Source organism: Kushneria sp. AK178 (assembly GCF_053903105.1).
Genome location: NZ_CP096381.1, coordinates 1,614,446 through 1,640,017, shown reverse-complemented (window position 1 = coordinate 1,640,017; position 25,572 = coordinate 1,614,446). Strand labels below are relative to the sequence as shown.

Annotated in this window: 23 protein-coding genes; 11 read left to right on the top strand and 12 right to left on the bottom strand. The window is 62.5% G+C overall.

Annotation, left to right across the window (positions count from 1 at the left end; translation table 11 throughout):
* Positions 1–14: 14 nt before the first annotated feature.
* The 10 genes from M1D97_RS07330 to M1D97_RS07285 all read right to left on the bottom strand — a co-directional run bounded on the left by M1D97_RS07330 (position 15) and on the right by M1D97_RS07285 (position 9,655).
* Positions 15–341, bottom strand: coding sequence for an HP0495 family protein (locus M1D97_RS07330; protein WP_456270073.1), 327 nt, complete (start codon positions 339–341; stop codon positions 15–17).
* 123 nt (positions 342–464) lie between these two features.
* Entirely contained in the window at positions 465–1,571 is a 1,107-nt protein-coding gene (locus M1D97_RS07325) for a D-alanyl-D-alanine carboxypeptidase family protein (protein WP_456270072.1), read from the bottom strand.
* Positions 1,572–1,683: 112 nt separating this feature from the next.
* Positions 1,684–2,634, bottom strand: a complete 951-nt coding sequence (locus M1D97_RS07320) for a septal ring lytic transglycosylase RlpA family protein (protein ID WP_456270071.1) — start codon at positions 2,632–2,634, stop codon at positions 1,684–1,686.
* Position 2,635: 1 nt separating this feature from the next.
* Positions 2,636–3,616, bottom strand: a complete 981-nt coding sequence (gene mltB, locus M1D97_RS07315) for a lytic murein transglycosylase B (protein WP_456270070.1) — start codon at positions 3,614–3,616, stop codon at positions 2,636–2,638.
* Positions 3,617–3,672: 56 nt separating this feature from the next.
* Positions 3,673–4,809: a rod shape-determining protein RodA gene (rodA, locus tag M1D97_RS07310; RefSeq protein WP_456270189.1), complete on the bottom strand. Its 1,137-nt coding sequence runs from the start codon at positions 4,807–4,809 to the stop codon at positions 3,673–3,675.
* 5 nt (positions 4,810–4,814) lie between these two features.
* Entirely contained in the window at positions 4,815–6,731 is a 1,917-nt protein-coding gene (mrdA, locus tag M1D97_RS07305; protein WP_456270069.1) for a penicillin-binding protein 2, read from the bottom strand.
* Positions 6,732–6,804: 73 nt separating this feature from the next.
* A complete protein-coding gene (rlmH, locus tag M1D97_RS07300) occupies positions 6,805–7,272 on the bottom strand; it encodes a 23S rRNA (pseudouridine(1915)-N(3))-methyltransferase RlmH (protein ID WP_456270068.1) in 468 nt (155 codons plus the stop codon).
* Positions 7,269–7,634 (bottom strand): ribosome silencing factor, encoded by a 366-nt coding sequence (rsfS, locus tag M1D97_RS07295; protein WP_456270067.1) that lies wholly within the window; start codon positions 7,632–7,634, stop codon positions 7,269–7,271. Before rsfS ends, rlmH begins: the two co-directional genes overlap by 4 nt.
* 91 nt (positions 7,635–7,725) lie before the next feature.
* A complete protein-coding gene (gene nadD, locus M1D97_RS07290) occupies positions 7,726–8,388 on the bottom strand; it encodes a nicotinate-nucleotide adenylyltransferase (protein WP_456270066.1) in 663 nt (220 codons plus the stop codon).
* Positions 8,375–9,655, bottom strand: a complete 1,281-nt coding sequence (locus M1D97_RS07285; RefSeq protein ID WP_456270065.1) for a glutamate-5-semialdehyde dehydrogenase — start codon at positions 9,653–9,655, stop codon at positions 8,375–8,377. The genes nadD and M1D97_RS07285 overlap by 14 nt, the downstream gene beginning before the upstream one ends.
* Before the next feature lie 206 nt (positions 9,656–9,861).
* Here M1D97_RS07285 and M1D97_RS07280 point away from each other — a divergent pair, with 206 nt between their 5' ends.
* Positions 9,862–11,280: a bifunctional DedA family/phosphatase PAP2 family protein gene (locus M1D97_RS07280; RefSeq protein WP_456270064.1), complete on the top strand. Its 1,419-nt coding sequence runs from the start codon at positions 9,862–9,864 to the stop codon at positions 11,278–11,280.
* Positions 11,281–11,362: 82 nt separating this feature from the next.
* Here M1D97_RS07280 and mpl read toward each other — a convergent pair whose 3' ends face one another.
* Positions 11,363–12,748, bottom strand: coding sequence for a UDP-N-acetylmuramate:L-alanyl-gamma-D-glutamyl-meso-diaminopimelate ligase (gene mpl, locus M1D97_RS07275; protein WP_456270063.1), 1,386 nt, complete (start codon positions 12,746–12,748; stop codon positions 11,363–11,365).
* Positions 12,749–13,025: 277 nt separating this feature from the next.
* On the opposite strand from mpl, the gene M1D97_RS07270 reads away from it, so the two are divergent.
* Positions 13,026–14,285, top strand: a complete 1,260-nt coding sequence (locus M1D97_RS07270) for a 6-phosphofructokinase (protein ID WP_456270062.1) — start codon at positions 13,026–13,028, stop codon at positions 14,283–14,285.
* Between the two features lie 100 nt (positions 14,286–14,385).
* On the opposite strand, the gene M1D97_RS07265 is transcribed toward M1D97_RS07270, so the two are convergent.
* Complete coding sequence (locus M1D97_RS07265) at positions 14,386–16,071, bottom strand: protein kinase domain-containing protein (RefSeq protein ID WP_456270188.1); 1,686 nt, start codon at positions 16,069–16,071, stop codon at positions 14,386–14,388.
* 228 nt (positions 16,072–16,299) lie between these two features.
* Here M1D97_RS07265 and ppa point away from each other — a divergent pair, with 228 nt between their 5' ends.
* The 9 genes from ppa (at position 16,300) to M1D97_RS07220 (ending at position 25,556) form a co-directional block, all read left to right on the top strand.
* The gene (gene ppa / locus M1D97_RS07260; protein WP_456270061.1) at positions 16,300–16,836 is read left to right on the top strand and encodes an inorganic diphosphatase; all 537 of its coding nucleotides are present in this window, start codon (positions 16,300–16,302) and stop codon (positions 16,834–16,836) included.
* A 168-nt stretch (positions 16,837–17,004) separates the two neighbouring features.
* The gene (gene dsbD / locus M1D97_RS07255; protein WP_456270060.1) at positions 17,005–18,939 is read left to right on the top strand and encodes a protein-disulfide reductase DsbD; all 1,935 of its coding nucleotides are present in this window, start codon (positions 17,005–17,007) and stop codon (positions 18,937–18,939) included.
* Positions 18,940–19,168: 229 nt separating this feature from the next.
* On the top strand, positions 19,169–19,648 hold the full coding sequence (gene accB, locus M1D97_RS07250; RefSeq protein WP_456270059.1) for an acetyl-CoA carboxylase biotin carboxyl carrier protein: 480 nt from the start codon (positions 19,169–19,171) through the stop codon (positions 19,646–19,648).
* 12 nt (positions 19,649–19,660) lie between these two features.
* A complete protein-coding gene (gene accC, locus M1D97_RS07245; RefSeq protein WP_456270058.1) occupies positions 19,661–21,004 on the top strand; it encodes an acetyl-CoA carboxylase biotin carboxylase subunit in 1,344 nt (447 codons plus the stop codon).
* 110 nt (positions 21,005–21,114) lie between these two features.
* Entirely contained in the window at positions 21,115–22,035 is a 921-nt protein-coding gene (prmA, locus tag M1D97_RS07240) for a 50S ribosomal protein L11 methyltransferase (RefSeq protein WP_456270057.1), read from the top strand.
* A gap of 94 nt (positions 22,036–22,129) precedes the next feature.
* Entirely contained in the window at positions 22,130–23,143 is a 1,014-nt protein-coding gene (dusB, locus tag M1D97_RS07235) for a tRNA dihydrouridine synthase DusB (RefSeq protein ID WP_456270056.1), read from the top strand.
* Positions 23,140–23,436 carry a DNA-binding transcriptional regulator Fis gene (gene fis / locus M1D97_RS07230; RefSeq protein WP_456270055.1) on the top strand — a complete coding sequence of 99 codons (297 nt, stop codon included), beginning with the start codon at positions 23,140–23,142 and terminating at the stop codon, positions 23,434–23,436. Before dusB ends, fis begins: the two co-directional genes overlap by 4 nt.
* Positions 23,437–23,488: 52 nt before the next feature.
* Positions 23,489–25,102 carry a bifunctional phosphoribosylaminoimidazolecarboxamide formyltransferase/IMP cyclohydrolase gene (purH, locus tag M1D97_RS07225; RefSeq protein WP_456270054.1) on the top strand — a complete coding sequence of 538 codons (1,614 nt, stop codon included), beginning with the start codon at positions 23,489–23,491 and terminating at the stop codon, positions 25,100–25,102.
* Between the two features lie 295 nt (positions 25,103–25,397).
* Complete coding sequence (locus M1D97_RS07220; protein WP_456270053.1) at positions 25,398–25,556, top strand: hypothetical protein; 159 nt, start codon at positions 25,398–25,400, stop codon at positions 25,554–25,556.
* Positions 25,557–25,572: the final 16 nt, after the last annotated feature.

Genomic DNA, 25,572 nt, shown 5'->3' with positions numbered 1-25,572 from the left:
AAAGCCGGCAGGAATCAAAGCACCATCTGCACACGACCGGTGGCCTTGAGCGCGACAAACAGCTCGTTGAGCTGCTCTTCGCCGGTGGCATAAATGGTGACATGCAGGGAACGATACTTGCCATTGCGGCTGTCGCGATGGGTCACCCGGGAGCGGTCAAGCTCCGGTGAGAAGCGCTCCACGATATCGAGCATGTCACGATCGAACTCGACATCGTTGTTCCCCACGATCTTGATGGCGTAATCACAGGGAAACTCGATTTTCGGTGCCTCCTGGTGTTTACCGGCATCACCGGGAGACGACAGGATGGCAGCAGGCTTTTGGGATGAAGGCCCGGACATGATAAACCTCTTGATCATTGCAGGCAGAAAATTCGCCCGATTACCGGCCATTTTAATGGAAAAGGGGGGATTCGTCAGCCGAATCCCCCCTCATGGTCATGGACCTGACTTGATCGTCAGACGTCAGAACAGGCCCTGAACGAACTTCAGGAGCCCGTCCCAGAGACGCTTGAACAGACCACCCTGCTCGATGCTTTCAAGCGCGACCAGCGGCTGCTCGTCGATGACCTCGTCATTTTGTACGATCTGGACGGTGCCATAGCGCTGGCCGGCCTGGATGGGCGCCTGCAGGTCCCCGTCGATATTGATGCGGTTGGAAAGCCCTGCATCGTTTTGCTTCGAGGCGGTCAGGTACACGTCGTTGGCAACGCCAAAGCTGCCCTCATCCTGGGTGCCGCCCCATACGCGCGCACTCGTGAGCACCTGCCCGGCGTCATACACCTTCTGGGTCTGGAAATAGCGGAAACCATAGCTCAAGAGCTTCTGGGTCTCCTGCGATCGGGCCTCTTCCGAGTTGGTCCCCATGACTGCCGCAATCAGGCGGGTATCGCTTTGCTGAGCCGAGGCCACCAAGCAGTACCCGGCCTCTTCGGTATGGCCGGTCTTCAGTCCATCGACCGTCTTGTCACGCCACAGCAGCAGGTTGCGGTTGGGCTGCTTGATGCCGTTCCAGGTAAAGTATTTCTCGGCATAAAGGGAATAATGCTCGGGAAAATCATTGATGATATGGCGCGCGATCACCGCCATGTCATAGGCCGAGGAGTAGTGATCGGGGTCCGGCAGACCGGTCGGGTTCATGAAGTGCGTGTTCTGCAGCCCCATCTGACGCGCATGCTCGTTCATCAGATCGGCAAACGATGACTGGCTGCCGGCGATGTGTTCGGCGAGCGCCACGGTGGCATCGTTGCCTGACTGTACCACGATGCCCTGCATCAGCGCCTGGACCGGCACGTAGCTGTTGACCTTGACAAACATGCGCGACCCGCCGGTCTGCCAGGCCTCCTTGCTGATGCGCACTTCATCCTCGGCGGACATATTGCCGTTTTCGATCTCGTTTTCGGCAATATAGGCGGTCATCATCTTGGTCAGACTGGCCGGCGGCACACGCTCATTGCCATCATGCTCGACCAGAACACGCCCGGATTTGGCATCCATCAGCACCCACGAGGTGGCGGCAAGCCCCGGCGGTGACGGAATGAAACTGGAAGGAGACGGGCCATCGGATGCCATGGCGGGCGCCGCAGTCAGTGTCAGCGCCAGTGAGGAGAATGCGACAAGGTGGCGCCAACGGCGTACGTTTACTGCAAAAAGGGTCATATTGCCTTTCTCTGTTTGCTTGTATTCAGTCCGTACCAGTGACCTGATGCAGCTGGTCATAGCCTGCGTCATGCAGTTCGGACCTGACTGATTCCACCATGATCGGATCCGCGAGTGGCCCCACCTGTACCCGGTGCATGGCGGCATGTCGTGTGACCCGAACCGGCCGTGATAGCCGCGCTTCGAGCCTGTCCCTGAGCGCCCGGGCCTGCGCGTCCGATCCCAGTGCTGCCACCTGCAGATAAACGGCACCCGCCTGATTACTGCTGCCGGTGGCAGGAACATGCGATTGTATTGACGACGCATTGACGCCCTGTCGGCGCGGCGCGTCGGTTCCGGACGTCACCGAAACGCCCTCGCCTTCCGACCGGGCAGCCATGCGTTGATCATTGTTGTGTTGTGCCTGCCACTGACGCGGATCTATCGCGGTTACCCGCACCCTGGCAGTGCCATCGCCGAGCATATCCAGTCGAGACGCTGCTGCATAGGAGAGATCAATCAAACGATCATCATGAAACGGGCCGCGATCATTGACGCGAACAATCACGGAGCGGTCGTTGGCCAGGTTGGTTACGCGCGCAAAGGTGGGCAGCGGCAGGGAGCGATGCGCTGCCGACATGGCATACATGTCGTACTGCTCGCCGTTGGCCGTATCGTAGCCCTGAAACTTCCGGCCATAGAAGGACGCCAGCCCCGTCTGGCTGTACCCCTGGCTCGAGGAGAGCACGTGATAGCGCTTGCCCCGCACCTGATATGTGGACTGGTTGCCACTGCGTGAAAGCGGTTCCACCCGCGGTACGGCATCGGGTACCCGGGAGACATCCACCTGCTCGTCCGGATAGGCATCATGGGACATGGCATAGCGCCCGCCCGAGCCACCGCTGCCGCTGGCACAGCCCCCGATCAGCATGGCCGTTATCACCAGCAGCCCCGGGTAGCGCAGACGGCCGGCCCGCGAGCCCTTCAACAATGACACGTCAACTCTCCCGCTGGAGTGCCGCCTGAATCTGCTCGGCCAGTGTGGTCACGGCCATGGCGTAGAGATGGCTGTGGTTATAGCGCGTAATCACATAGAAATTGTGCAGGCCGAACAGGTAGTCGTCATGACCCTCGGCGTAATCGAGCGCCAGCGGAATCACTGACTCGTTGTCGGCAATGTCGATATCCGCAACGATGCCGTGATCCCTGAGCGCCCCCACCGTCATATAGGGCGGTTTGGCCTGATTGAAATCGATGTCATCGGGCGCCTTGTCAGCCTCGAGGTGTGCGGCCACTGTCAACGGCCGCCCCGGACGCCAGTCATGCTCGGCAAAGTAGTTGGCCACGCTGCCGATGGCATCAACGGGCTCCTCCCAGAGATCCTTGACGCCATCATGGTTGAAGTCGACCGCGTAGGCCTGATAGCTGCTGGGCATGAACTGAGGCAGCCCCATGGCGCCGGCATAGGAGCCCTTGAGCGCCTGCGCGTCCAGCCCCTGTTCGCTGGTCAGGGTCAGAAAGGCTGCCAGCTCGCGGCCGAAGAAGTCGCTGCGAGGCGGATAGTCGAAAGCCAGCGTGGTCAGGGCATCGAGAACGCGATGGCTGCCGGTATGGCGCCCGTACCAGGTTTCCACGCCGATGATGGCGGCGATGATCTCGCGCGGCACGCCGTATTCCTGCTCGGCGCGGGCCATGGCATCGCGATGGGCACGAATGAAATCCACCCCACCGGCCACGCGCTCGGGCTTGATAAAGATATCGCGATACTGATCCCAGCGCAGATGGCGCTCGGCAGGCTTTGAAATCGCGTCGATGATGCCCTGCTGGCGACTGGCCTGCTGCAGGGTCGAGGTCAGCGCCTGGCGATCCAGCCCGTCTTCGGCAAGACGATCGACCATGTCGCGTGCCTGATCGTTGTTGGCCGGGTCATACTCCCCTGCCGCGTTCACCAGCGGCGATACCGCCAGCAGCATTGCCATGGCCCAGCGCCATTTCCTACCTGAATGACATCGATCCGGCTTCATCCCGACTCTCTCTAGCGTGGCGTGGTCTTGTGGTGGGTAAAAACGGCCATCAGCATACCGAAGCCGGCCATCAGGGTCACGCTGGCCGTGCCTCCGTAGCTGATCAGGGGCAGCGGCACACCCACTATGGGCAACACGCCGCTGACCATGCCCACGTTGACAAACACATAGACAAAAAAGGTCAGGATCAGACTGCCGCCCAGCAATCTGCCGAAGGTGTCATTCGCCTGATTGGCCATGTAAAGCCCGCGCCATATCAGCAGCAGATAGCAGCTCATCAGCATGGCCATGCCGATCAGTCCGAACTCCTCGCCGAGAACGGCCACGATGAAGTCGGTATGACGCTCGGGCAAAAACTCCAGCTGCGACTGGGTGCCCTGCATCCAGCCCTTGCCGTGAATACCGCCCGACCCGATAGCGGTCTTGGACTGTATGATATTCCAGCCGGTCCCCAGCGGGTCGCTTTCCGGATTCAGAAAGGTCAGCACCCGCTGACGCTGGTACTGGTGCATGTTGAACCACAAAAGCGGCATGGCCGCGATGCCAAGGCCTGCACAGACCGCCACGAAGCGCCAGGAGAGTCCGGCCAGCAGGATCACGAATACGGCCGAGGCCGTCACCAGCATGGATGTTCCCAGATCGGGCTGATTGGCAATCAACCCGACCGGTACGCCCATCAGGGCCAAACAGACCAGCAGATCGAGCCAGCCGGGCGGCAGGACCCGCCGCGACAGATAGGCCGCGATCATCATCGGCATGGCGAGCTTCATCAGCTCGGAAGGCTGAAAGCGGATGACGCCCGGAATGGTCAGCCAGCGCTGCGCCCCCATGGCATGCGTGCCGATGATATCCACGGCGACCAGCATCAGGGTAACGACGACATAAAAGAACCACGCAAAGCGCTGCATGGTACGCGGCGATATCTGGGCAATCAGCAGCATGACCACGAAGGCGGCCACGAAGCGCAGCGCCTGGGCCTCTACCAGATAGGTGGACTCGCCGCCGGCACTATAGAGCACGATCAGCCCGCCGCCGACAATGGTCAAAAGGGCCAGCAACAGCCACGGATCAAGATGCAGCGTGCGCCAGCCAAGACGCTGATACTGTCGACGGCTGCGGCGATACACCCGCTGCCAGTAGTCGATCATCATTGTCAGTCCCCCGTCGCCATCCGATCGGCGGCATGTTCGTTTTGCCGGGCATGATGCTGCGCCTCATCCCCGGATTTCATGCCCGGCAGAAGCCAGGCATCCAGCATTTCGCGGGCGATCGGCGCAGCGACACGGCTGCCCCCGCCGCCGTTTTCCACGATCACGGCCACGGCAATTTTCGGGTCATCCACCGGCGCATAAGCGGTAAACAGGGCATGATCGTGCAAACGCTCTTCGAGTTCGGCGGCGTTATACTTCTCCTTTTGGCCCAGCGTAAAGACCTGCGCCGTCCCCGACTTGCCCGCCATGCGGTATTGAAGATTGCGCCCCGAAGCACGCCCCGACCCTTCGCTGCCGGTCATGACGTTTTCCATGGCATCGTGAATCAGATCCCACCAGCGCGGGTTATCCAGTTCCACATCGTCAGGCGTATTCTCGAAAGGTGGCGCGATCTTCTCGTCCCCCACCTGCATGGCAAGATGCGGACGCACCCATTCGCCATCGTTGGCCAGCACGGCCACGGCCGTCGCCATCTGCAGGGGAGTCGCCAGCCAGTAACCCTGCCCGATGCCCACCGACAGCGTTTCACCCGGATACCATGCCTGGTTGTAGCGGCCCCGCTTCCAGTCACGACTGGGCATCAGGCCATCGCCGGCACCCCAGACATCAAGGCTGTGATCCTCACCGAAGCCATACTTGTGCATGAACTCCGAGAGTCGGTCGATGCCCATGCGGTGGGCAAGGCTGAAGAAATAGGTGTCGTTGGAGACCGTAATGGCTCGTTTCATGTCGACCCGGCCATGCCCCCAGCGCAGCCAGTTGCGATAGCGTCGGGAATCGTTGGGCAGCTGATAATAGCCCGGGTCGTACACCGTATCGGAAGGCTGGATCAGCCCGTACTCCAGACCGGCGGAGGCCATGTAGGGCTTGACCGTGGAGGCCGGCGGGTACTGCCCGCGGGCAGCGCGGTTATAGAGCGGCATGTCGACATCGTCGCGCAGGGCAGCGTAGGATTTCGTATCGATACCGGTCACGAACTGGTTATTGTCAAAACCGGGCTCGGATACCATGGCCAGAATGGCCCCGGTCGCCGGCTCGATGGCCACGACCGCGCCGCGCTTGCCCTTCAAAAGCTCATGGCCAAGCTTTTGAAGCCCCGAATCCAGCGTCAGCGTCAGGTTCTTGCCGGGCTGCGGCGGCGTGCGATCGATCTCGCGCAGCGCCCTGCCCCGGGCGTTGGTTTCCACCCGCCGTACCCCCGCCCGGCCATGCAGCTCATCTTCATAGAATCGCTCGATACCGGTCTTGCCGATAAAGTGGGTGCCGGCGTAGTTGCTGGTATCGATGCGCTGCTGATCCTCCTGACTGATACGCCCGACATACCCCAGCACGTGCGACATCCACTCGCCGTCGGGGTAATAGCGAATCAGCTGGGCCTCGACCTCCACGCCGGGCAGGCGATAGCGATTGATCGCGATTCTGGCGATCTGCTCTTCATCAAGGTCGCTGAGCAACAGTGCCGGCTCATAGGAGCGCAGCCGCTCCCGGGAGCGCTGTATCAGCACATCGTGCTGATCCTCGGGCAGATCGAGAATATTGATCAAACGATCGATGGTCTGGCTGACATCGCCGGCCTGTTCGCGCACCAGCGTGAGGTTGTAGGTCGGGCGATTTTCGGCCAGCACCTGATGGTTGCGGTCAAAGATCAGACCGCGGTTGGGCGGTAACGGCTCGACGCGCATGCGGTTTTTATCCGAGCGCGTGATAAAGACATCGTGTTGAACAACCTGTAGCCACACCATGCGCCCGATCAGGCCGGAGAACATGATAAGCACGAAAAACGCCGCCAGAATGCTGCGATGGCGGAAGATGCGGGCCTGTTGTTCGGAATCCTTCAGCGTGGCGCGACGTGGGCGCATTGACGATATTGCCCAAAAACAGTGAGCGGATAAGCCACCCGGGGCACGTTAAACGATACGCGCCCGGACCCCGCTAGCGATGGTAGGGATGCCCGGTCATCAGCGTCCAGCCGCGATAGAGCTGTTCGGCCAGCAACACACGGACCAGCGGATGAGGCAGCGTCAGGGGCGACAGCGACCAGCGAAGATCGGCCCGGGACAGGCAGCGTTGATCCAGCCCGTCAGGGCCGCCGACCAGCAGTGACACATCGCTGCCCGACATCTGCCAGTCGCGCATGCGCTCTGACAGCGCCGGTGTCGACCATGGCCTGCCTTCGACATCGAGCGCCACCACGAGTTCATTGTCCCGGATTTTCGACAGCAGACGATCGCCCTCAACGCGTATCGCTTTTGCCGGATCGGCGCTTTTCTGGCGCGGTCCGGGGGACAGCTCGACCACGTCAAGCGACATCTCGCGCGGCAGCCGCTTGCGATACTCTTCAACGCCCTGCGTGACCCAGCCCGGCATGCGCGTGCCGACGGCAAGCATTTTCAGTTTCAAGAGTGGTGCTCACCGACAGCCTCGTGACGCTTCAGGTCACTGGGCAGTTCACTCCAGAGTCTTTCCAGATCATAGAGCTTGCGGGCATCGGGCATCATGACATGCACCACCACATCTCCCAGATCCACCAGCACCCAGTCGCTGCCGGCCTCGCCTTCCACACCCAGAGGACGAACGCCCTCGTTTTTGGCGCGCTCCAGCACGTTATCCGCCAGGGCTTTCACGTGTCGGTTGGACGTACCGCTGACCACCACCATGACATCGGTCACGCTGGTCATGGCGGAGACATCGAGCTCGGCGATATCACGCCCCTTGAGCTCTTCCAGGGCGTCAACCACCAGAGAGGAAAGTTCTGTCTGCATAGCTCCTCGGAGATAAAGGGTTTAAAGCGCATTGTACCGCTGTCGAGCGCATGCACCATAGACATTTGCAGCTTTTGGCGCGTCACCGATGCTACGCCGGAGGCTCACTGTAAAGGCCGTGGCGATCGATGAAGGCTTCAACGTCCGGCGGCATCAGATACCGCACGCTGCGACCGGCCGCCAGCGTCCGGCGAATGCCGGTCGCAGAGATCGCCATTGCCGTGGTGCGATCATAATCAAGCACCCTGCCGCAGGGCGTGTCCATGAGAGCATCAACGCTCGCCACACGGCGATTTTTGATCAGTTCCTCGAGCGCCTGACAGTGCGCTTCATCACTTTCCGGACGCCCGATCACGACAATATGGGCGTAACCGAAAAGCGCTTCGGGCTCGTGCCATTCGTGCAGTTTCAAAAAGGCATCACGCCCCAGCACCATGACAAGGCGTGCCGATGCGCCGTACTGTTCGCGCAGGGAGGCGAGCGTGTCCAGCGACCATGACGGCCCGTCCCGACGGATTTCGCGGTCGTCGGCCATCAGCCCCGGCGTGTCCGCCAGCGCCAGCTTCAGCATGCTCAGACGATCCTCGGAACTCACCCCTGGCGCGCTGCGATGTGGCGGCAGATGGGCCGGCACCATATGCACGGCATCCAGCGCAAGCGCATCGCGCAGCTCCACCGCCGCGCGCAGATGCGCGATATGTACCGGATTGAAGGTGCCGCCAAACATGGCGACACGTGGCTTATGTTCTGACATGACCATCGCCCAGCACGATATATTTACGCGTGGTCAGTCCCTCGAGCCCTACCGGCCCCCGGACATGCAGCTTGTCGGTGGAAATACCGATCTCGGCGCCCAGCCCGTACTGCGCGCCATCGGCAAAGCAGGTCGGTGCATTGATCATGACCGAGCTGGAATCCACCTCTGCCAGAAACCGCTGAGTATGTCCGAAATGGTCACTGACAATGGCATCGGTGTGGTGAGAGCCGTAGTGATTGATGTGATCGATGGCGGCGTCCATGTCGTCGACCACACGAATGGACAGGTATGGGCCCAGATACTCGGTCAGCCAGTCCTCCTCGGTGGCCGGCTCGACGTCGGCCAGCGCCTGCACCCGATCGCAGCCGCGCACCGTGACCCCCTCGCTCTGGAACCGCTCAATCATGCCGGGCAAAAAGGTCTCGGCCACGGTCCGATCCACCAGCAGCGTCTCCATGGCACCGCAGATGCCATAGCGAAAGCACTTGGCATTGAAGGCAATATCAAAAGCCATCTCCAGCGAGGCGTGGCGGTCCACGAAGATATGGCAGAGCCCTTCCAGATGCTTGATGACCGGAATGCTCGACTGCTCCGAGACACGCTGGATCAGCGACTTTCCGCCCCGGGGAATGATCACGTCCACATACTCGCGAGCCGTGATCAGCGCGCCCACGGCCTCACGATCGGTCGTTTCGATCAGCTGCACGGCATGCCCCGGCAGCCCGGCCTGCTCAAGCCCCGAGGCGATACAGCGCGCGATGGCACAGTTGGACTCGAAGGCTTCCGAGCCGCCGCGCAGGATGGCGGCGTTACCGGCCTTGAGACACAGCGCGGCGGCGTCCACCGTCACGTTGGGGCGCGATTCATAGATGATGCCGATCACGCCCAGCGGCGTGCGCATGCGCCCGATGCGCAGGCCGTTGGCCTGGGTGCGAAGATCATCGACCCCGCCGATCGGATCCGGCAGGGACGCCACGGTTTCAAGCCCGGCAATCATGGCGTCGATGCGCGCCGGCGTCAGCCGCAGCCGATCCATCAGCGCCTCCGACAGCCCCTCCTGTTCGCCGCGGGCGACATCGCGCGCGTTGGCCTCCAGCAGCACATCGCGCTGCTGCGACAGCTCGGCGGCCATGGCAATGAGTGCGCCGTTGCGCTGCTGTGTGGTACTGCTGCGCAGCGTCCGGGACGCCCGGCGCGCCTGCTGGCCCAGCCGCGTCATGCGCGTGGCAATATCGCTACCCTCTTGCTGCATCTCAGACATCATCTGCGCTGTTCTCCTTTTCCCAAATGCGCGGCCGCGCTTGTCTGTCGTCGACTCCTGACGCTATCGGAGAGCACAGCGGCTGACTATACTGGCCGGCGATTTTACGTTTACCCGTCCGATACTTATGTATCGCCACTATAAGCCAGTTGTCGGCAGCAGTAAAAACCGCGCCCGGCGCGGCCAGTCATTGTGTGGAGTCCTGTCTGATGAACCCTGTTGCCCTGATCGATCAGTGGGCACACGACCCGATGATTCTGATCCTCATTGTCGGCGCTGTCGCCCTGCTCGAATCGCTGGCGCTGGTCGGTTTGATCATGCCCGGTGTGGTCATGCTCACGGCGGCGGCATCACTGGCCGGCCATGACAATGTATCCATCATGGCGCTGATGTTCAGTGCCTTTATCGGTGCCGTGATCGGCGATGGCGTCAGCTACTGGCTCGGACGCACCCAGCGTGATCGCCTGCGCGGCTGGTGGCCGTTCAATCGCCATCCCCACTGGGTCGACAAGGGCGAGCGCTTCTTTACCCGCCATGGCGCCCTGTCGGTGGCGTTCGGACGCTTTGTCGGCCCGGTACGCCCCATCATTCCCATGGTGGCCGGCATGATGTACATGCCGCCGGCGCGCTTTTTGATCGTCAACGTGATCTCGGCGCTGCTCTGGGCACCGGCCTACCTGCTGCCCGGCTACTATCTGGGGCGCAGCTGGCAGCGCATGGTCCATCTGCCACCGGGGGCAGAACTGTGGCTTTCCGCCCTGTTTTTCATGCTCATTGTCCTTGGCTTTGCGCTATCGTCGCTGCGGCGACAGCTGGATCGCGACAGCCGCCTTTATCGCGCCCTTCTGATCCGGGCGCGTTGTCACACCATCACGCGCCGGCTGTGGCTGAGCCTTCGCCAGCGGCGTGCCGGTGGCGAGATACCGCTGGCGTCCATGGTGCTGCTGCTGACGGGCATCGTCGCCTTTATCGGCTGGACATGGCTGGTGGCCGGACTGCATCAGCCGCTGTCGCTGGATATTGCGGCTCAGAGCTTCTTTTCCCGCCCCGACAATCTGCCCCTGCTGCGCGCCTCGACGCTACTGGATCGCATCGGCGACGCCCTGGGCGTGATCGCCATGCTCACGCCCTGGCTGGTCTGGCTGCTGCTGAGAAAGCGGCTGGCCGCGGTGATTCACTGGGGCGGCGCCCTGACGCTGCTGGCCTTCAGCAATACGGCGCTCAAGCAGTGGATCGGGCGCGCGCGGCCGGATACGCCGGAGCATCTGACCGGGTCATTTTCCTATCCGAGCGCCCATGCCTCGACAGCGGTGGTGTTCTGGGGATTGAGTGCGGCCTTCATCGCCGAAGGGCTTTCAAGCCGGGCCCGACGCTGGCCCTACTGGGTTGCCATTGTGGCCGCCAGCATCATGGCCCTGTCACGGCTGACCTTTGGCGTCCACTGGCTCAGCGATCTGATCGGGGGCGCGTTGCTGGGACTGATCATCTGCGGAGCCACCCGCATCAGCTACCATCTTTTTGCCCGGCGCCCCCTGACCAATGCCGCCACGCCCTTGCAGCTGGTCCTTCTGACGCTGGCATCGATACTGCTGGTGAGTGCGCGCATTGTATGGCTGCCCGCCTTCTAGCCATCCTGTCGCTGCCTTGTTGCAGTCCTGACAGTGCCGGGGCCATCGCACCATGCCGATGGTCCCGGCACCGGCTGACCGGTCAGGCGCCGCTTTCCACTGCGTGGCCATGGCGCTGCTCAAGGGCGTTCAATAAACGCTCATGCACGTTGTCAAAGCCGCCATTGCTCATGATAACGATTCGATCCCCCGGACGCGCCTGGTCCACCAGCGTCTCGATCAACTGCTCGGTCGTAGTCATGGCCCGGGCCGGCACCGGGCATGCCGCAGCAACCTCGGCCACCGACCAGCCCAGAGAAGCCGGCTGGTACCAGTAGACCTGATCGGCGCTGGCCACGCTTGCCGGCAGGCGGGCCTTCATGGTGCCCAGCTTCATGGTGTTGGAGCGCGGCTCGATCACGGCAATCAGCCGCCCGCTGGCGGGCGCGGCGCGCAGGCCCTCGAGCGTCATGGCGATGGCCGTCGGGTGATGGGCGAAGTCGTCAATGACCTCAATGTCGTTGACACGCCCGCGCACCTCCTGCCGGCGGCGCGGCGAGGCAAACGTGGCCAGCGCCGCAGCGGACTGCTCGGGCGTTACGCCAACGGCGCTGGCCGCCGCCATCGCCGCCAGGGCATTGCGCCGGTTGTGCTCACCGCTCATGCCCCACTCGACCGTCACCGCCCCCTGCGGCGCGCGGACAACAAAATGCCGGTCATCGGCACCATCCGCGAGCTGCCACTGGGCCCGGCCCGTGCGCCCGAAGCGCGCCACCGGCGACCAGGTGCCCATCTCCAGCACGCGAGAGAGCGCTTCCTCGTTATCCGCCACCACCAGCTGACCATTGCCGGGTACCAGCCTTACCAGATGATGGAACTGCCGCTCGATGGCCGCCAGGTCACTGAAAATGTCGGCGTGATCGAATTCCAGATTGTTGAGCACGGCCACGTCCGGCAGGTAGTGCACGAACTTCGAACGCTTGTCGAAAAAGGCCGTGTCGTATTCGTCGGCCTCGATCACGAAGACATCGCCGGGCGCCCCCGCCCGTGCCGAAATGCCCAGATTGCGCGGGATACCGCCGATCAGAAAGCCCGGCGACAGCCCGGCCTGCTCGAGAATCCACGCCAGCATACTGGCCGTGGTGGTCTTGCCATGGGTGCCGGCCACCGCCAGCACCCGGCGCTTTTGCAGCACGTTGTCTGAAAGCCACTGGGGGCCCGAGGTATAGGGAATGCGCTGATCGAGCACGGCCTCGACCTCGACGTTGCCGCGCGACAGCGCGTTGCCGATGATGACCAGGTCGGGTCGGGGGATCAGATTGGCCGCATCAAAGCCGTCGCCGATCTCGATGCCGCTGGCCGCAAGCTGTGTACTCATGGGGGGATAGACCCCCTTGTCCGAGCCGGTGACCCGATGACCAAGCTCGCGTGCCAGCAGCGCCAGGCTGCCCATGAACGTGCCACAGATGCCGAGAATGTGAATATGCATGAAAAATAGGGCTCTCCGTCAAAAGCCGGATCAGCCTAGCATGGGCCGTGAATCAACGTCAGGCTCCGGTTCACCTGCTGATCCTGCATCCCTGACTGGATCAGGCCTGCAGGTAGTCGCTATGATCGCCCCACGGGCCATGCCCGATGCCGGCCATCGACCGGCTGATCGCCCAACAGCAGCGCTGCCCATCAAGAGGCGCGCCACGTTGCCGAGAGATAGTGCGGTCAGCCACTACGGCGCTGGTCGACCTTCATCCATAAGAAGCAGGAAGCTCATGACCTCCAATAACGCCTTTTACGCGCAGTCAGGTGGTGTGACGGCCGTTATCAATGCCAGTGCCTGCGGCGTCATCGAAACATGCCGCAAGCACAGCGACCGCATTGGTACGCTCTATGCCGGACGCAATGGCATTATCGGTGCATTGACCGAAGAGCTGATCGATACCAGCCTGGAAAGTGACGAGGCCATCGCAGCACTGAGGCATACTCCCGGCGGCGCCTTCGGTTCCTGTCGCTACAAGCTCAAGGATATCGAGACCCACCGCAGTCAGTACGAGCGCCTCATCGAAGTCTTCAGGGCGCACGACATTCGCTACTTCTTCTACAACGGTGGCGGCGACAGCGCCGATACCTGCCTGAAGATTTCCCGTCTCTCCGAGCACATGGGTTACCCGCTGCAGGCGATCCATGTCGCCAAGACCGTCGACAACGACCTGCCGATTACCGACAACTCGCCCGGCTTTGGCTCGGTGGCCAAGTACATCGCCACCTCCACCCGTGAAGCGGCGCTGGACATCGCCTCGATGTGCTCGACCTCCACAAAGGTATTCATCCTGGAAGCCATGGGCCGTCATGCCGGCTGGATCGCAGCGGCCGGCGCGCTGGCCAGCGAAACCAATGACGGCCCGCCGCACATGATCCTGCTGCCCGAGGTGCCCTTTGACCGCCAGCGTGTCATGAACCACATCGACGCCGCGGTCAAAAAGCACGGCTACTGCGTGGTGGTCGTCTCGGAGGGCGCCCGCTATGAAGATGGCACCTTCCTGGCCGATGCCGGCAACACCGACGCCTTTGGCCATCGCCAGCTCGGCGGTGTCGCCCCGACGCTGGCCGGCATGGTCAAACAGGACCTGGGCTACAAGTACCACTGGGCCGTGGCCGATTACCTGCAGCGCGCGGCACGCCATCTGGCCTCGGCCGTCGATGTCGAGCAGGCCTACGCCGTGGGCCAGCGCGCCGTCGAATGCGCCCTCGAGGGCAAGAACGCCGTCATGCCGGCCATCCAGCGTGACAGCGAAGAGCCCTACCGCTGGTCGATCGTGGACGCCCCGCTGGAGCGAGTCGCCAATCAGGAAAAGTTCATGCCGGCGGAATATATCCGTGAAGATGGCTTCGGCATCAACGACGCCGGCCGCCGCTACCTGCGCCCGCTGATTCAGGGCGAAGACTTCCCGCCCTTTGAAAACGGCCTGCCGAAGGTGGCCAGCCTGCGCCTGGAGCGTATCGCCAAAAAGCTGCCCGAGTACCATCTCTAACGGACAGCGCCTGACAGCACGGCCCTGATGCCGACGTCAAGACAGGACCCCGGCCACCCACAGTGGCCGGGGTCCCTTGTATGCGGTCGGGCGGGATGCATTACTTGAACAGCATGACGATCACCAGCAGTACCAGCAGTGCTGCCGCAATGCCCTGCCACAGGCGCAGCGTCCCCTGACGGGGCGATGCATTCCGTGGTCTGTCCGGCAGCGGCGAGACGTCGTCACTGTCCCCTTCATCGATATGGGTCGAGGCCTGACGCAGCACCTGGATCAGCTCGGACAGGCGCCTGAACCGCAGCGCCCGGCGCGGCGACAGGGCACGCTCCAGCGCCCCGTCGAGACGCGCGGGAATCCGTGGATTGACATCGCGGGCGCGACGATAGGCAAGTCCTGACAGGGCCTGCTCACTGTCGAGCGTGTTCGGCGCGAGGTCATAGGGCATGGCGCCGGTCAGCAGCCAGTAGATGGTCGAGGCAAGCGAGTACTGATCGCTGCGCCGACTGACGCCCAGCCCCAGGGCGTACTCCGGCGCACTGTGCATGCCGAGCCCGCCATCACGGGCCAGCGCCAGCGCGGCATTGTTGTCGTCATCAAGCCGACGGGCACAGGCGCCGAAATCGATCAAAACGACCTGCTCATGCGCATCAATCATGATGTTATCGGGCCGGATGGCCTGATGAAGAATGTCACGCCGGTGCAGCGCATGAACGGCGCGGGCCAGCTGGCGTGCAATATCGAGACGCTGTTCGATGCCCGCCTCCGGATGCTGCTCCAGCCAGCGATCCAGCGACTGCCCCTCGATGGGACGCATCAGATAATAGAGATATCGCCGGGGACGCGGCGGGGCCACGATACGCACCACAAAGGGAGAGCGGACCCGCTCGCCGATCCACTGCTGCAGCAGAAAATGCTCCAGATAGGGGTTTCTGGACGACAGCTCGGGACTGGGCACCTTCATGACCATCCGTCGCAGTGAGGCCTCGTCCCTGACGGCGTAGACATGGGCCCGTGCCGTTCTCGAGATGATCGATTCAATGAGAAACCCGTCGATGCGATCGCCCGCCTCGAGCTCGGCCGGAATCGGCAGCTGGCCGGGGAGCTGCACGGGCGGGCCCGCGTCCTCCTCGGGCAGTGACTCGACGCGCACCAGCTGAAAACAGAAGGTTTCAGCGCCGTAACCGCGGGCACCAGCGCGCTCCCGCGCCATGCCGGCCAGGCGCTCGCAGGCAGCGTCGAGATCATTGTCCTTCTGGCGGATGGCGTGCACATAGTCGGTGGGGGTGAGCGTGCCGCGCACCGCCTGGGAGGTAAACAAAAAGACATCGCCCTGTTTGAGCGGCAGGCTCATGTGATCGATGTCGATGTTGTTGTCCATTCCCAGCGCGCGGGAGGGGTAGCGATAGCCGCCCAGATCCGTGACGTGATCGCGCGAGAGCTGTTCGAATTCGGCACCGCGCAGGCGAAAGACCAGCGTATCGCCCATGTGAAACAGAAAACTCTCCCGCCCCCGGAAGATAACGGCCGACAGGGAGCTGATATAGCTGCCGCCCTGGACGTAACGGCTCTGGCTGTAGCACCAGCCATTGAGCGCACGCAGCACCCGGGTTGCCGAGGTCTTGATGTCCCAGTGATCGGGCGTCGAATAGTAATCGCTGAGAAAGCCGCGCACCGAAATGTCACCGGCCTGACGGGCAATGGCGTTGCGCCAGGTCGAGTCCGCGATGATCGCACAGGCGCCCTTGTTATCGAGCTGGCGGGGATTATCAGGAATCTGGACCGACATCGAGGAGCGATGCCGGCGATGATCGGGCGCCACGAACGCATGTCCAAAACTTAATGACAGGCCATTTTGCACGTCACTGACATCCTTTTTACGAGACAACGGATTTATCGTATTGTGCGGATCGGGAGCTGCCGATCGAGCGGATTGGTAATCGTGCTGCCTGGTTCGTATAATTTTCCACGATTTTCACTCTCGAATTTTCAACCCGCAAACGCAAGGACTCGATCGATGAGTTTCGACAGGATCCCCGCCGGCAAGGATGTTCCCCACGATCTGTTCGTGGCGATTGAAATTCCGGCCAACCATACGCCGATCAAGTATGAAATCGACAAGGATCTCGACGCGCTGCTGGTCGATCGCTTCATGCCGACACCGATGTTCTACCCGGCCAACTACGGGTTCATCCCCAATACGCTGGCCGATGACGGCGACCCGCTGGACGCGCTGGTGGTCACGCCCTACCCGGTACAGCCCGGCAGCGTCATCCGTGCCCGCCCCGTGGGCATTCTGCACATGACCGACGAGGCCGGTGAGGACGCCAAGCTGATCTGCGTCCCCCATCACAAGCTGTCCGCGGCCTATGACGACGTCGAGGAAGTGACCGATCTTCCCGAGCTGCTGCGTCAGCAGATCGCGCACTTTTTCGAAAACTACAAGGATCTTGAAAAGGGCAAGTGGGTCAAGATCGATACCTGGGGCGACAAGGCGGCCGCCGTCAAGGCCATCGAGAAGTCCGTCGATGCCTTCCAGAAGGACAACCACTGATCGCGATGGCTGATCCAGTGGTCCCGAAGCACTGATCGGCGAACCCTTTCGCTGCAAAAGTGTCTTCCTATCAGCATGTCGCGGCGCAGCAGCGCCGCGACATGTTTTATTCAACCACCCCGTCCTTCACTCTCGGCATTGTAGAATGCCAGCGCTGCGGAGTTCATGATGTCGCGCGCCCTGTTTTTTCTGGTCGTCACGCTGCTGGGCGCGATGCTTTCAACCACAGCGCCTGCCGGCAACATCTTTTCCAGTGCCGATGATGATGCGCCAGCCGTCGAGGGCGCCAGCCGCGTCGAAAACGACAGCACAGCCGATCTCCCGTGGCAGACCTCCGCTGCAGATACCTCCGACAGCGGCGATTTCCTGCCTGTCGATCAGGCATTTACCTACAGGGCATGGCGTGAAGGCAATACGATCAAGGTGGGATTTGCCAGTGCCGATGAATATTATCTCTACCGGCACCGCTTCAATGTCCAGAGCGACAGCGACACCATTCGCCTTGGCGAGCCGGCAATTCCGCGCGGCAAGGCCATCCATGACGAGTTTCTGGGCGATGTGGAGGTATTTCATCACCCGCTGATCATCACGGCAACGCTGGAAGACCCGTTGCCCGACGATACCCCGGTCCCGCTTCGCATCGATTTTCAGGGCTGTGCCGAGGCGGGGCTTTGCTACTCCCCCGAAACACGCCATCTCCGGGCCACCGCCGGCGCCACGCCCGAGCGCTTTGTCGGCGCCCGGGAGCCGGGGGACCCCGCCCCTGCCACCGGAGCACAGGACGATAAGGCTCAGGGTACGGATCAACCGCGCAATGCCGAGGCGACGACGGCCACCCTGCCCGGACAGTCCAGCCCGCTGGTCATGATGGGCCTCTTTCTGCTGGCCGGACTGGGGCTTGCCTTTACCCCCTGCGTACTGCCCATGCTGCCCATCGTGACCACCCTGGTGGTCGGCCAGAACGCGGGCAAACGCCGCGCGCTGGCGCTGTCGTGCGCCTACGTGGCCGGCATGGCGCTGACCTATGCCGCGCTGGGTACCCTGATGGGGCTGTTTGGCGCCGGTCTCAACCTGCAGGCGCGACTGCAGTCGCCCTGGGTGCTGATCCCCTTTGCCACCCTGTTTCTGGTGTTTGCCCTGTGGCTGCTGGATGTCTGGCAGTTTTCTCCGGGGGCCCGTTTTCAGCAGCGCATCAGTGCCTGGCAGGACCGGCTGCGCCGGGCGGGGCTGCCGGGAGCGGCCCTGGCCGGCGCCCTGTCGACCCTGATTGTCTCTCCCTGTATTTCCGCGCCGCTGGCCGGGGTCCTGGTCTATCTGTCGGCGGGGTCCGATCCCGTGACCGGCATGCTCGCCCTGCTGGCGCTGGGCGTGGGCATGGGAATTCCCCTGATTCTGGTGGCCACGCTCGGCGCCGGCTGGCTACCGCGCAGCGGGGCCTGGATGGAGGGCATTCGTCAGCTCTTTGCCGTGGCGCTGGCCGGTGTCGCCCTGTGGCTGCTGGAACGCCTTTTGCCCGACACGCTGTCACTGGCCCTGTGGGGCGGACTTGCCGTACTGACCGGCATGGGCATGGGCGCGCTCTCCCACGCCGGGCAGACGCTCTGGTCACGGCTGCACCGGGCGCTCGCTCTGATCGTTGTGCTCTGGGGCGTCCTGTGCCTGATCGGTGCGGCCATGGGCCATGACGATCCGTGGGCGCCGCTGGCAGGCGATAACGTCGCATCAGCCGAACAGGCCGGCGTATCGCTCGACATGACCACGGTGACCACCCGGCAGGCGCTGGATCGCCTTGTTGATACCGCCAACCGCCCCGTCATGGTGGAGGTGTACGCCGACTGGTGCATCAGCTGCCGGCGTTTTGAGCGCGATGTCCTGAGCGACCCCGACATACGCACCCGACTACAGGCGTTTTCCCTGGTTCGTCTGGATGTCACGGACAACGACCCTGAAGCACGGGCGCTGCTCAAGCGTTACAACCTGTTCGGCCCCCCGGCCCTGCTCTTTTTCGACCACGGCCGCGAGCTGACCTCGCTGCGCACCCAGGGTGAAATCGACCGAAGTCGGATGCGCGATCTGATCAAGCAGCTCACGAACACGACCTGAGCGGATTTCGCGTGTCCGCTTCGGCGACTTTCTGGACACCGTTCGCTTTTTTCGGCAAACTCCCCGACACATTTGCGGCGGCGTGATCGTCTGAGATCATGTCGCCATCTTGCCGGTTGACCGTCAGGTTAACCATGAGGTGTTTGACGGCGCGCTGGCTGCCCGATAACAGAGTTTATTTTCCCGTGCCCGGTGCCAAACGACGCACGGTCGATCAACAGGTATTGTCATGGACATTCGCAAGGTCAAGAAGCTCATCGAGCTGCTGGAAGAATCCAACATCAGCGAAATCGAGATTCAGGAAGGCGAGGAGTCCGTCCGCATCAGCCGCAATCTGCCCGGCCAGCAGGGCCAGGCGATGATGCCCCAGGCACCGATGGGCTACTATCCGCAGACCCAGGCACAGCCGCAGCAGGGAACCGGCGGTGCAGCACCGGCCCCCGCTGCCGAGGACACCGCCCCGGCGGCGCCCAGCGGCCACCAGGTGCTCTCTCCCATGGTCGGCACCTTCTACCGCGCTCCGGCGCCCGGTGCCAAGTCCTTCGTCGAGGTCGGCCAGACCGTCAGAAAGGGGGACACCATCTGCATCGTTGAAGCCATGAAGATGATGAACCAGATCGAAGCGGACAAGGACGGCGTCATCGATGCCATTCTTGTTGAAGATGGTGAGCCGGTTGAATTCGACCAGCCCATGATCGTCATTGCCTGACAGGATTTCAGCATGCTGGAAAAGGTATTGATCGCCAATCGCGGCGAAATCGCACTACGCATACTGCGCGCCTGCAAGGAACTGGGTATCAAAACGGTCGCCGTTCATTCGAAGGCCGACCGCGACCTGATTCATGTCCGCCTTGCCGATGAAGCGGTATGCATCGGCCCTGCGCCCTCTCCGGCGTCCTATCTCAACATCCCGGCCCTGATTTCAGCCGCCGAGGTCACGGACGCCACTGCCATCCATCCGGGCTATGGTTTTCTCTCCGAAAACGCCAATTTCGCCGAACAGGTCGAACGCTCGGGCTTTGTCTTTGTCGGCCCCACAGCGGACGTCATCCGCACCATGGGCGACAAGGTCTCGGCCATCGAGTCGATGAAAAGGGCCGGCGTCCCCACGGTACCGGGCTCGGACGGACCGCTGCCCGATAACGAAGCCGACATTCTTGAAATCGGTCGGCGCATCGGCTTCCCGGTCATGATCAAGGCCGCCGCCGGCGGCGGTGGTCGCGGCATGCGCGTGGTGCGCGAAGAATCCCAGCTGGTCTCGGCCGTGGCAGTGACCAAATCGGAAGCCAACGCCGCCTTCGGCAGCGATGTCGTCTACATGGAAAAGTACCTGGAGCGTCCTCGCCACGTCGAGGTGCAGGTACTGGCCGACGGTCAGGGCAACGCCATCCATCTTCATGACCGTGACTGCTCGCTGCAGCGTCGCCACCAGAAGGTCCTCGAGGAAGCGCCGGCGCCCGATATCGACGAAGAGGCGCGCGCCCACGTTCTCAAGGCCTGCGTCGATGCCTGTATCGAGATCGGCTATCGCGGCGCGGGTACCTTCGAGTTCCTGTATGAAAACGGCGAGTTCTTCTTCATCGAGATGAACACCCGTGTTCAGGTCGAACATCCGGTCACCGAGATGGTCACCGGTGTCGACATCGTCAAGGAGCAGCTCAAGATCGCCTCCGGCATCCCCATGTCGATTCGGCAGGAAGATGTGGTGATCAATGGCCACGCCTTCGAGTGCCGCATCAATGCCGAGGATTCGCGCACGTTCGTGCCCTCGCCGGGCAAGATCAGCTTCTATCACGCCCCCGGCGGGCTGGGCGTGCGCATGGATTCGCATCTGTACACCGGCTATACGGTACCGCCCAACTATGACTCCCTGATCGGCAAGCTGATCACCTGGGGCGAGCACCGGGAGAGTGCGCTGACGCGCATGCAGAATGCGCTGGATGAGCTGCTGGTCGAAGGCATCAAGACCAATATCGATCTGCAAAAGGATCTGGTCCGCGACAGCGAGTTCCAGCGCGGCGGGGTCAACATCCACTATCTGGAAAAGAAACTGGGCCTGCAATGAGATCCGCCGGATAGCGGCCATGGTACAGGACCCTCAGGGGGCGATCGCATCGCCCCCTGACGCTTTTATGGCAGTCGCACCTGTCTTTCACCCGGTTTGCAGGAGGCCTCATGGCCTGGCTTCAACTCAGGGCGCATATTGCGCCGGAACACGCCGAGCTGCTCGAAGAGCTTCTGACCAACGAGGGCGCGCAGGCCATTACGCTTGAAGACGCCGTCGACGACCCGGTCTTCGAGCCCGAACGCGGCACCACACCGCTGTGGCATCAGACCGTTCTGACCGGTCTTTATGACAATCTCGAAGGCGTCAGTGACATGATCGCGCGGGTACGCGAGCACTGGGCGAGCGCTGTCGGCGATGAGCCCTGCCCCGAGATTGAATACGAGGTTCTGGAGGATCGCGACTGGAGCCGTGAATGGATGGACGGCTTCGAGCCCATGCAAATGGGTCAGCGTCTGTGGATCGTGCCCAGCTGGTTCGATCCGCCGGCAATCGATGCCGTCAATCTGATGCTCGATCCGGGCCTCGCCTTCGGCACCGGCACCCATCCGACCACGGCGCTGTGTCTGCAGTGGCTCGATGAGCTGGCCGTGGCGGGCGAGCTTGATCAAAGGCAGGTGATCGATATCGGCTGTGGCTCGGGCATTCTGGCCATCGCGGCCCTCAAGCTCGGCGCGACCCGTGCTGTCGGCACCGATATCGACCCGCAGGCGCTGCTGGCCAGCCGCGACAACGCCGAGCGCAACGAGGTCAGGGAACAGGATTTCGATCTCTACCTGCCCGAACAGGCGCCGAAGTCGCGCTTTGACGTGGTGGTGGCCAATATTCTGGCCGGGCCGCTGGTCGAGCTGGCCGGCACCATCGCCGGCCATGTCGCCCCGGGCGGTCGTCTGGCGCTGTCGGGCATTCTGTCACACCAGGCCGACGAGATTCTCGAGGCCTATCGCGATCAGGGACTCCACATGAACGAGCCCCGCGAGCGCGAAGGCTGGGTCTGCGTCGAGGGCTATCGCCCGGCCGCGGCCGACTGACCCCCGTTCTTTCGGCGAAGCAACGCGACCTGACCCTTCAAGATCGGCGCTCAGGTCGCTATCATGTCCCTCCCTTTTCCGGATCAAGCTCTCAATGGTTAGCGGACTGCCCTGTATCGGCCCTCACCGGCTGTCCGGGCGCGTCATTCTTGCGCCCATGGCGGGAATCACCGATCGCCCCTTTCGCCAGCTCTGCAGAAGGCTCGGCGCAGGTCTGGTGGTCTCCGAGATGGTGACCGCCGACAAACGGCTGTGGCACACGCCCAAATCGCGACTGCGACTGGATCACAGCGGCGAGCCCGGGCCCCGCTCGGTGCAGATCGCCGGCGGCGACGCTGCCATGCTGGCAGATGCGGCGCGCGTCAATGCCGACAATGGTGCCGAAATCATCGACATCAACATGGGCTGTCCGGCCAAAAAGGTCTGTAACAAGGCAGCAGGGTCGGCCCTGATGCGTGATGAAGCGCTGGTCGCCGATATTCTGGAGCGCGTGGTCGGCGCCGTGGACATTCCGGTAACGCTCAAGATCCGCACCGGCTGGTGCGATCAGAGCCGCAACGCGCTCACCATTGCCCGCATGGCCGAAAACGCCGGCATTGCAGCGCTGAGCGTTCACGGCCGTACCCGCGAGCAGCGCTACCAGGGCAAGGCCGAATACGACACCATTGCCCGGATCAAGTCGGCACTGTCCATACCGGTCTTTGCCAACGGCGATATCGATGGCCCCGAAAAGGCACGCCAGGTTCTGGCCCATACCGGCGCCGATGCGGTCATGGTCGGGCGTGCCGCCCAGGGCAACCCCTGGATCTTTCGCGAGATCGAGCACTACCTGGCGCACAACAGCCTGCTGACGCCACCGACCGCCGATGAGCGCGCCGGCGTCATGGCCGACCATCTGGAAGCCCTTTATACGCTGTACGGCGAGCACATGGGCGTACGCATTGCCCGCAAGCATATCGGCTGGTACCTCGCCGGCGCCGAGCATGGCGAACGCTGGCGCCGCGAATTCAATACCCTTGAAAGCCGCGATGAACAGCAGCGCTTTCTGGAAACGCTTTTCGCCGAAAATTCTCCGTTCGCCCCTATAGATGGAACGCGTGCCGCATGAGTAGTCATCCATTGTCTGATCACCAGGGTGAACCCCCCATTCAGCTTCACCAGCATCCATCACAGTCACGGACGCTGCGTGAGGCGGTCGATCAGGCCATGTCGCAGTATTTTTCCCATCTTGATGGTGAAAACGTAACCGACCTCTACAACATGGTCATGGCCGAGGTGGAAGCGCCGCTTCTGCGCTCGGTCATGACCTATACCCGCGGCAACCAGACCCAGGCATCACAGATGCTGGGCCTGAACCGCGGAACGCTGCGCAAGAAGCTCAAACAGTACGATCTGATCTGAGCCGAATGCCTTGATCACGCATGACACGTCTACTGCCTGCCACGGAAACCTCATGACTCATCAAGACGAGACTGCAATGTCCAACGCCTGTTTGCCGGTCCGCCGCGCCCTGATCAGTGTCTCCAACAAGGAAGGTATCGTGGACTTCGCCCGGCGCCTTGCCGCACTGGGCGTCGAGCTTCTTTCGACCGGCGGCACATGGCGCCTTCTCAATGAGCAGGGCATTGCCGTCACCGAAGTCTCCGAGCACACGGGGTTTCCGGAAATCATGGATGGTCGGGTCAAGACCCTGCATCCGCGCATCCACGGCGGCATTCTGGGCCGCCGCGGTCAGGACGATGACGTCATGGCAGCCCATGACATCGCACCAATCGACATGGTGGTGGTCAATCTCTATCCCTTCGAGGAGACCGTCGCCGACCCGGACTGCACGCTGCCGCGCGCCATCGAGAACATCGACATCGGCGGCCCCACCATGGTTCGCGCCTGCGCCAAGAATCACGCCCATACCACCGTCGTGGTGGATCCGGGCGACTACACGCGCGTTCTCGACTCTCTGGAAGGCTCAGCACAGGGTAGCGATAGCGCTCTGCGCTTTGATCTGGCCGTCAGGGCCTTCGAGCACACGGCAGGCTATGATGCTGCCATTGCCAGCTACCTCGGCGGCATCGTCGAGCGCGACGACAGTGACACCGCTGCCCTGCCCCGTACCTGGTCGACGCAGTTCCACAAGCGCCAGCAGATGCGCTACGGCGAAAACCCGCACCAGCAGGCGGCCTTTTACACTGAACGTGACCCGGCACCGGGCAGCGTCGCCAGTGCCGCTCAACTGCAGGGCAAGGAGCTGTCCTACAACAATGTGGCAGACACCGATGCCGCGCTTGAATGCGTCAAGACCTTCGAGGCGCCTGCCTGTGTCATCGTCAAGCATGCCAACCCCTGCGGCGTGGGCATCAGCCGTGACGACCGGCTCAAAAGCGCCTATGAACTGGCCTTTGCCACTGACAGCGAATCTGCCTTTGGCGGCATCATCGCCTTCAACCGCGAGCTGGATGGTGAAACGGCTGCCGCCATCGTCGAGCGCCAGTTTGTCGAAGTCATCATTGCCCCGAGCATCAGCGACGCCGCGCGCGACGCGGTGGCCGGCAAGAAAAACGTGCGCCTGCTGGCGTGTGGCGCCTGGCCCGACAGCGCGCCGGAAAGCTTTGACTACAAGCGCGTCACCGGCGGCCTTCTCGTGCAGTCACGCGATAGCGGCATGGTGACGGCCGATGATCTGCGCACGGTCACGCAGCGCGCGCCCTCGGCCGAGGAGCTCGATGATCTGCTGTTTGCTTGGAAGGTCGCCAAGTTCGTGAAGTCCAACGCCATTGTCTATGCGCGCCACGGTCAGACGGTGGGTGTGGGTGCCGGCCAGATGAGCCGCGTCAACTCCGCGCGGATCGCGGCCATCAAGGCAGAACAGGCGGGGCTTGAGGTCAAGGGCAGCGTCATGGCGTCCGACGCCTTCTTCCCGTTCCGCGACGGCATCGACAACGCCGCGGCAGCCGGCATCACGGCGGTCATCCAGCCCGGCGGCTCGATGCGTGACGAGGACGTCATCAAGGCCGCCGATGAGGCCGGCATGGCCATGGTCTTTACCGGCATGCGACACTTCAGACACTGAGGTCGAGAGCCACACAGCGCTCATCGAAAGGGGCCGCCATCTCGCGATGGCGGCCCCTTGTATTTGAGATTGCCGGCGCTGGATCAGGCCATCACACCCGTCCCCCAGGGGGCCTGAATGTCGCTTCGATGACCCCGTGTTGGCTCAAGTGTCCACCATGCGCTGCTGAAGCATTTCTTAATCCAAACGGCACAGTGAATTTCAACGTTTCGGATAATAATGCGCAGCCCGATCAGTGCTGGCCGTTCTCACCTGCGAAGGCAAAAAAATCAAAAAAACTTCGGAGTAAATTCACATGTGGAAGTCATTGGCCTTCAAGGGATTGACCATCAAGAAACTGACCATCGCCGTTGCCGTGACTGCCGTCACGACAGCCGGCACCTACCACTACTCCAAGGTGGAAAGCTGGTCATTCACACCGGCGGCGCATGCCAGCACCGGCATGTGCTCCTGAAGCCTCATGCCCGATC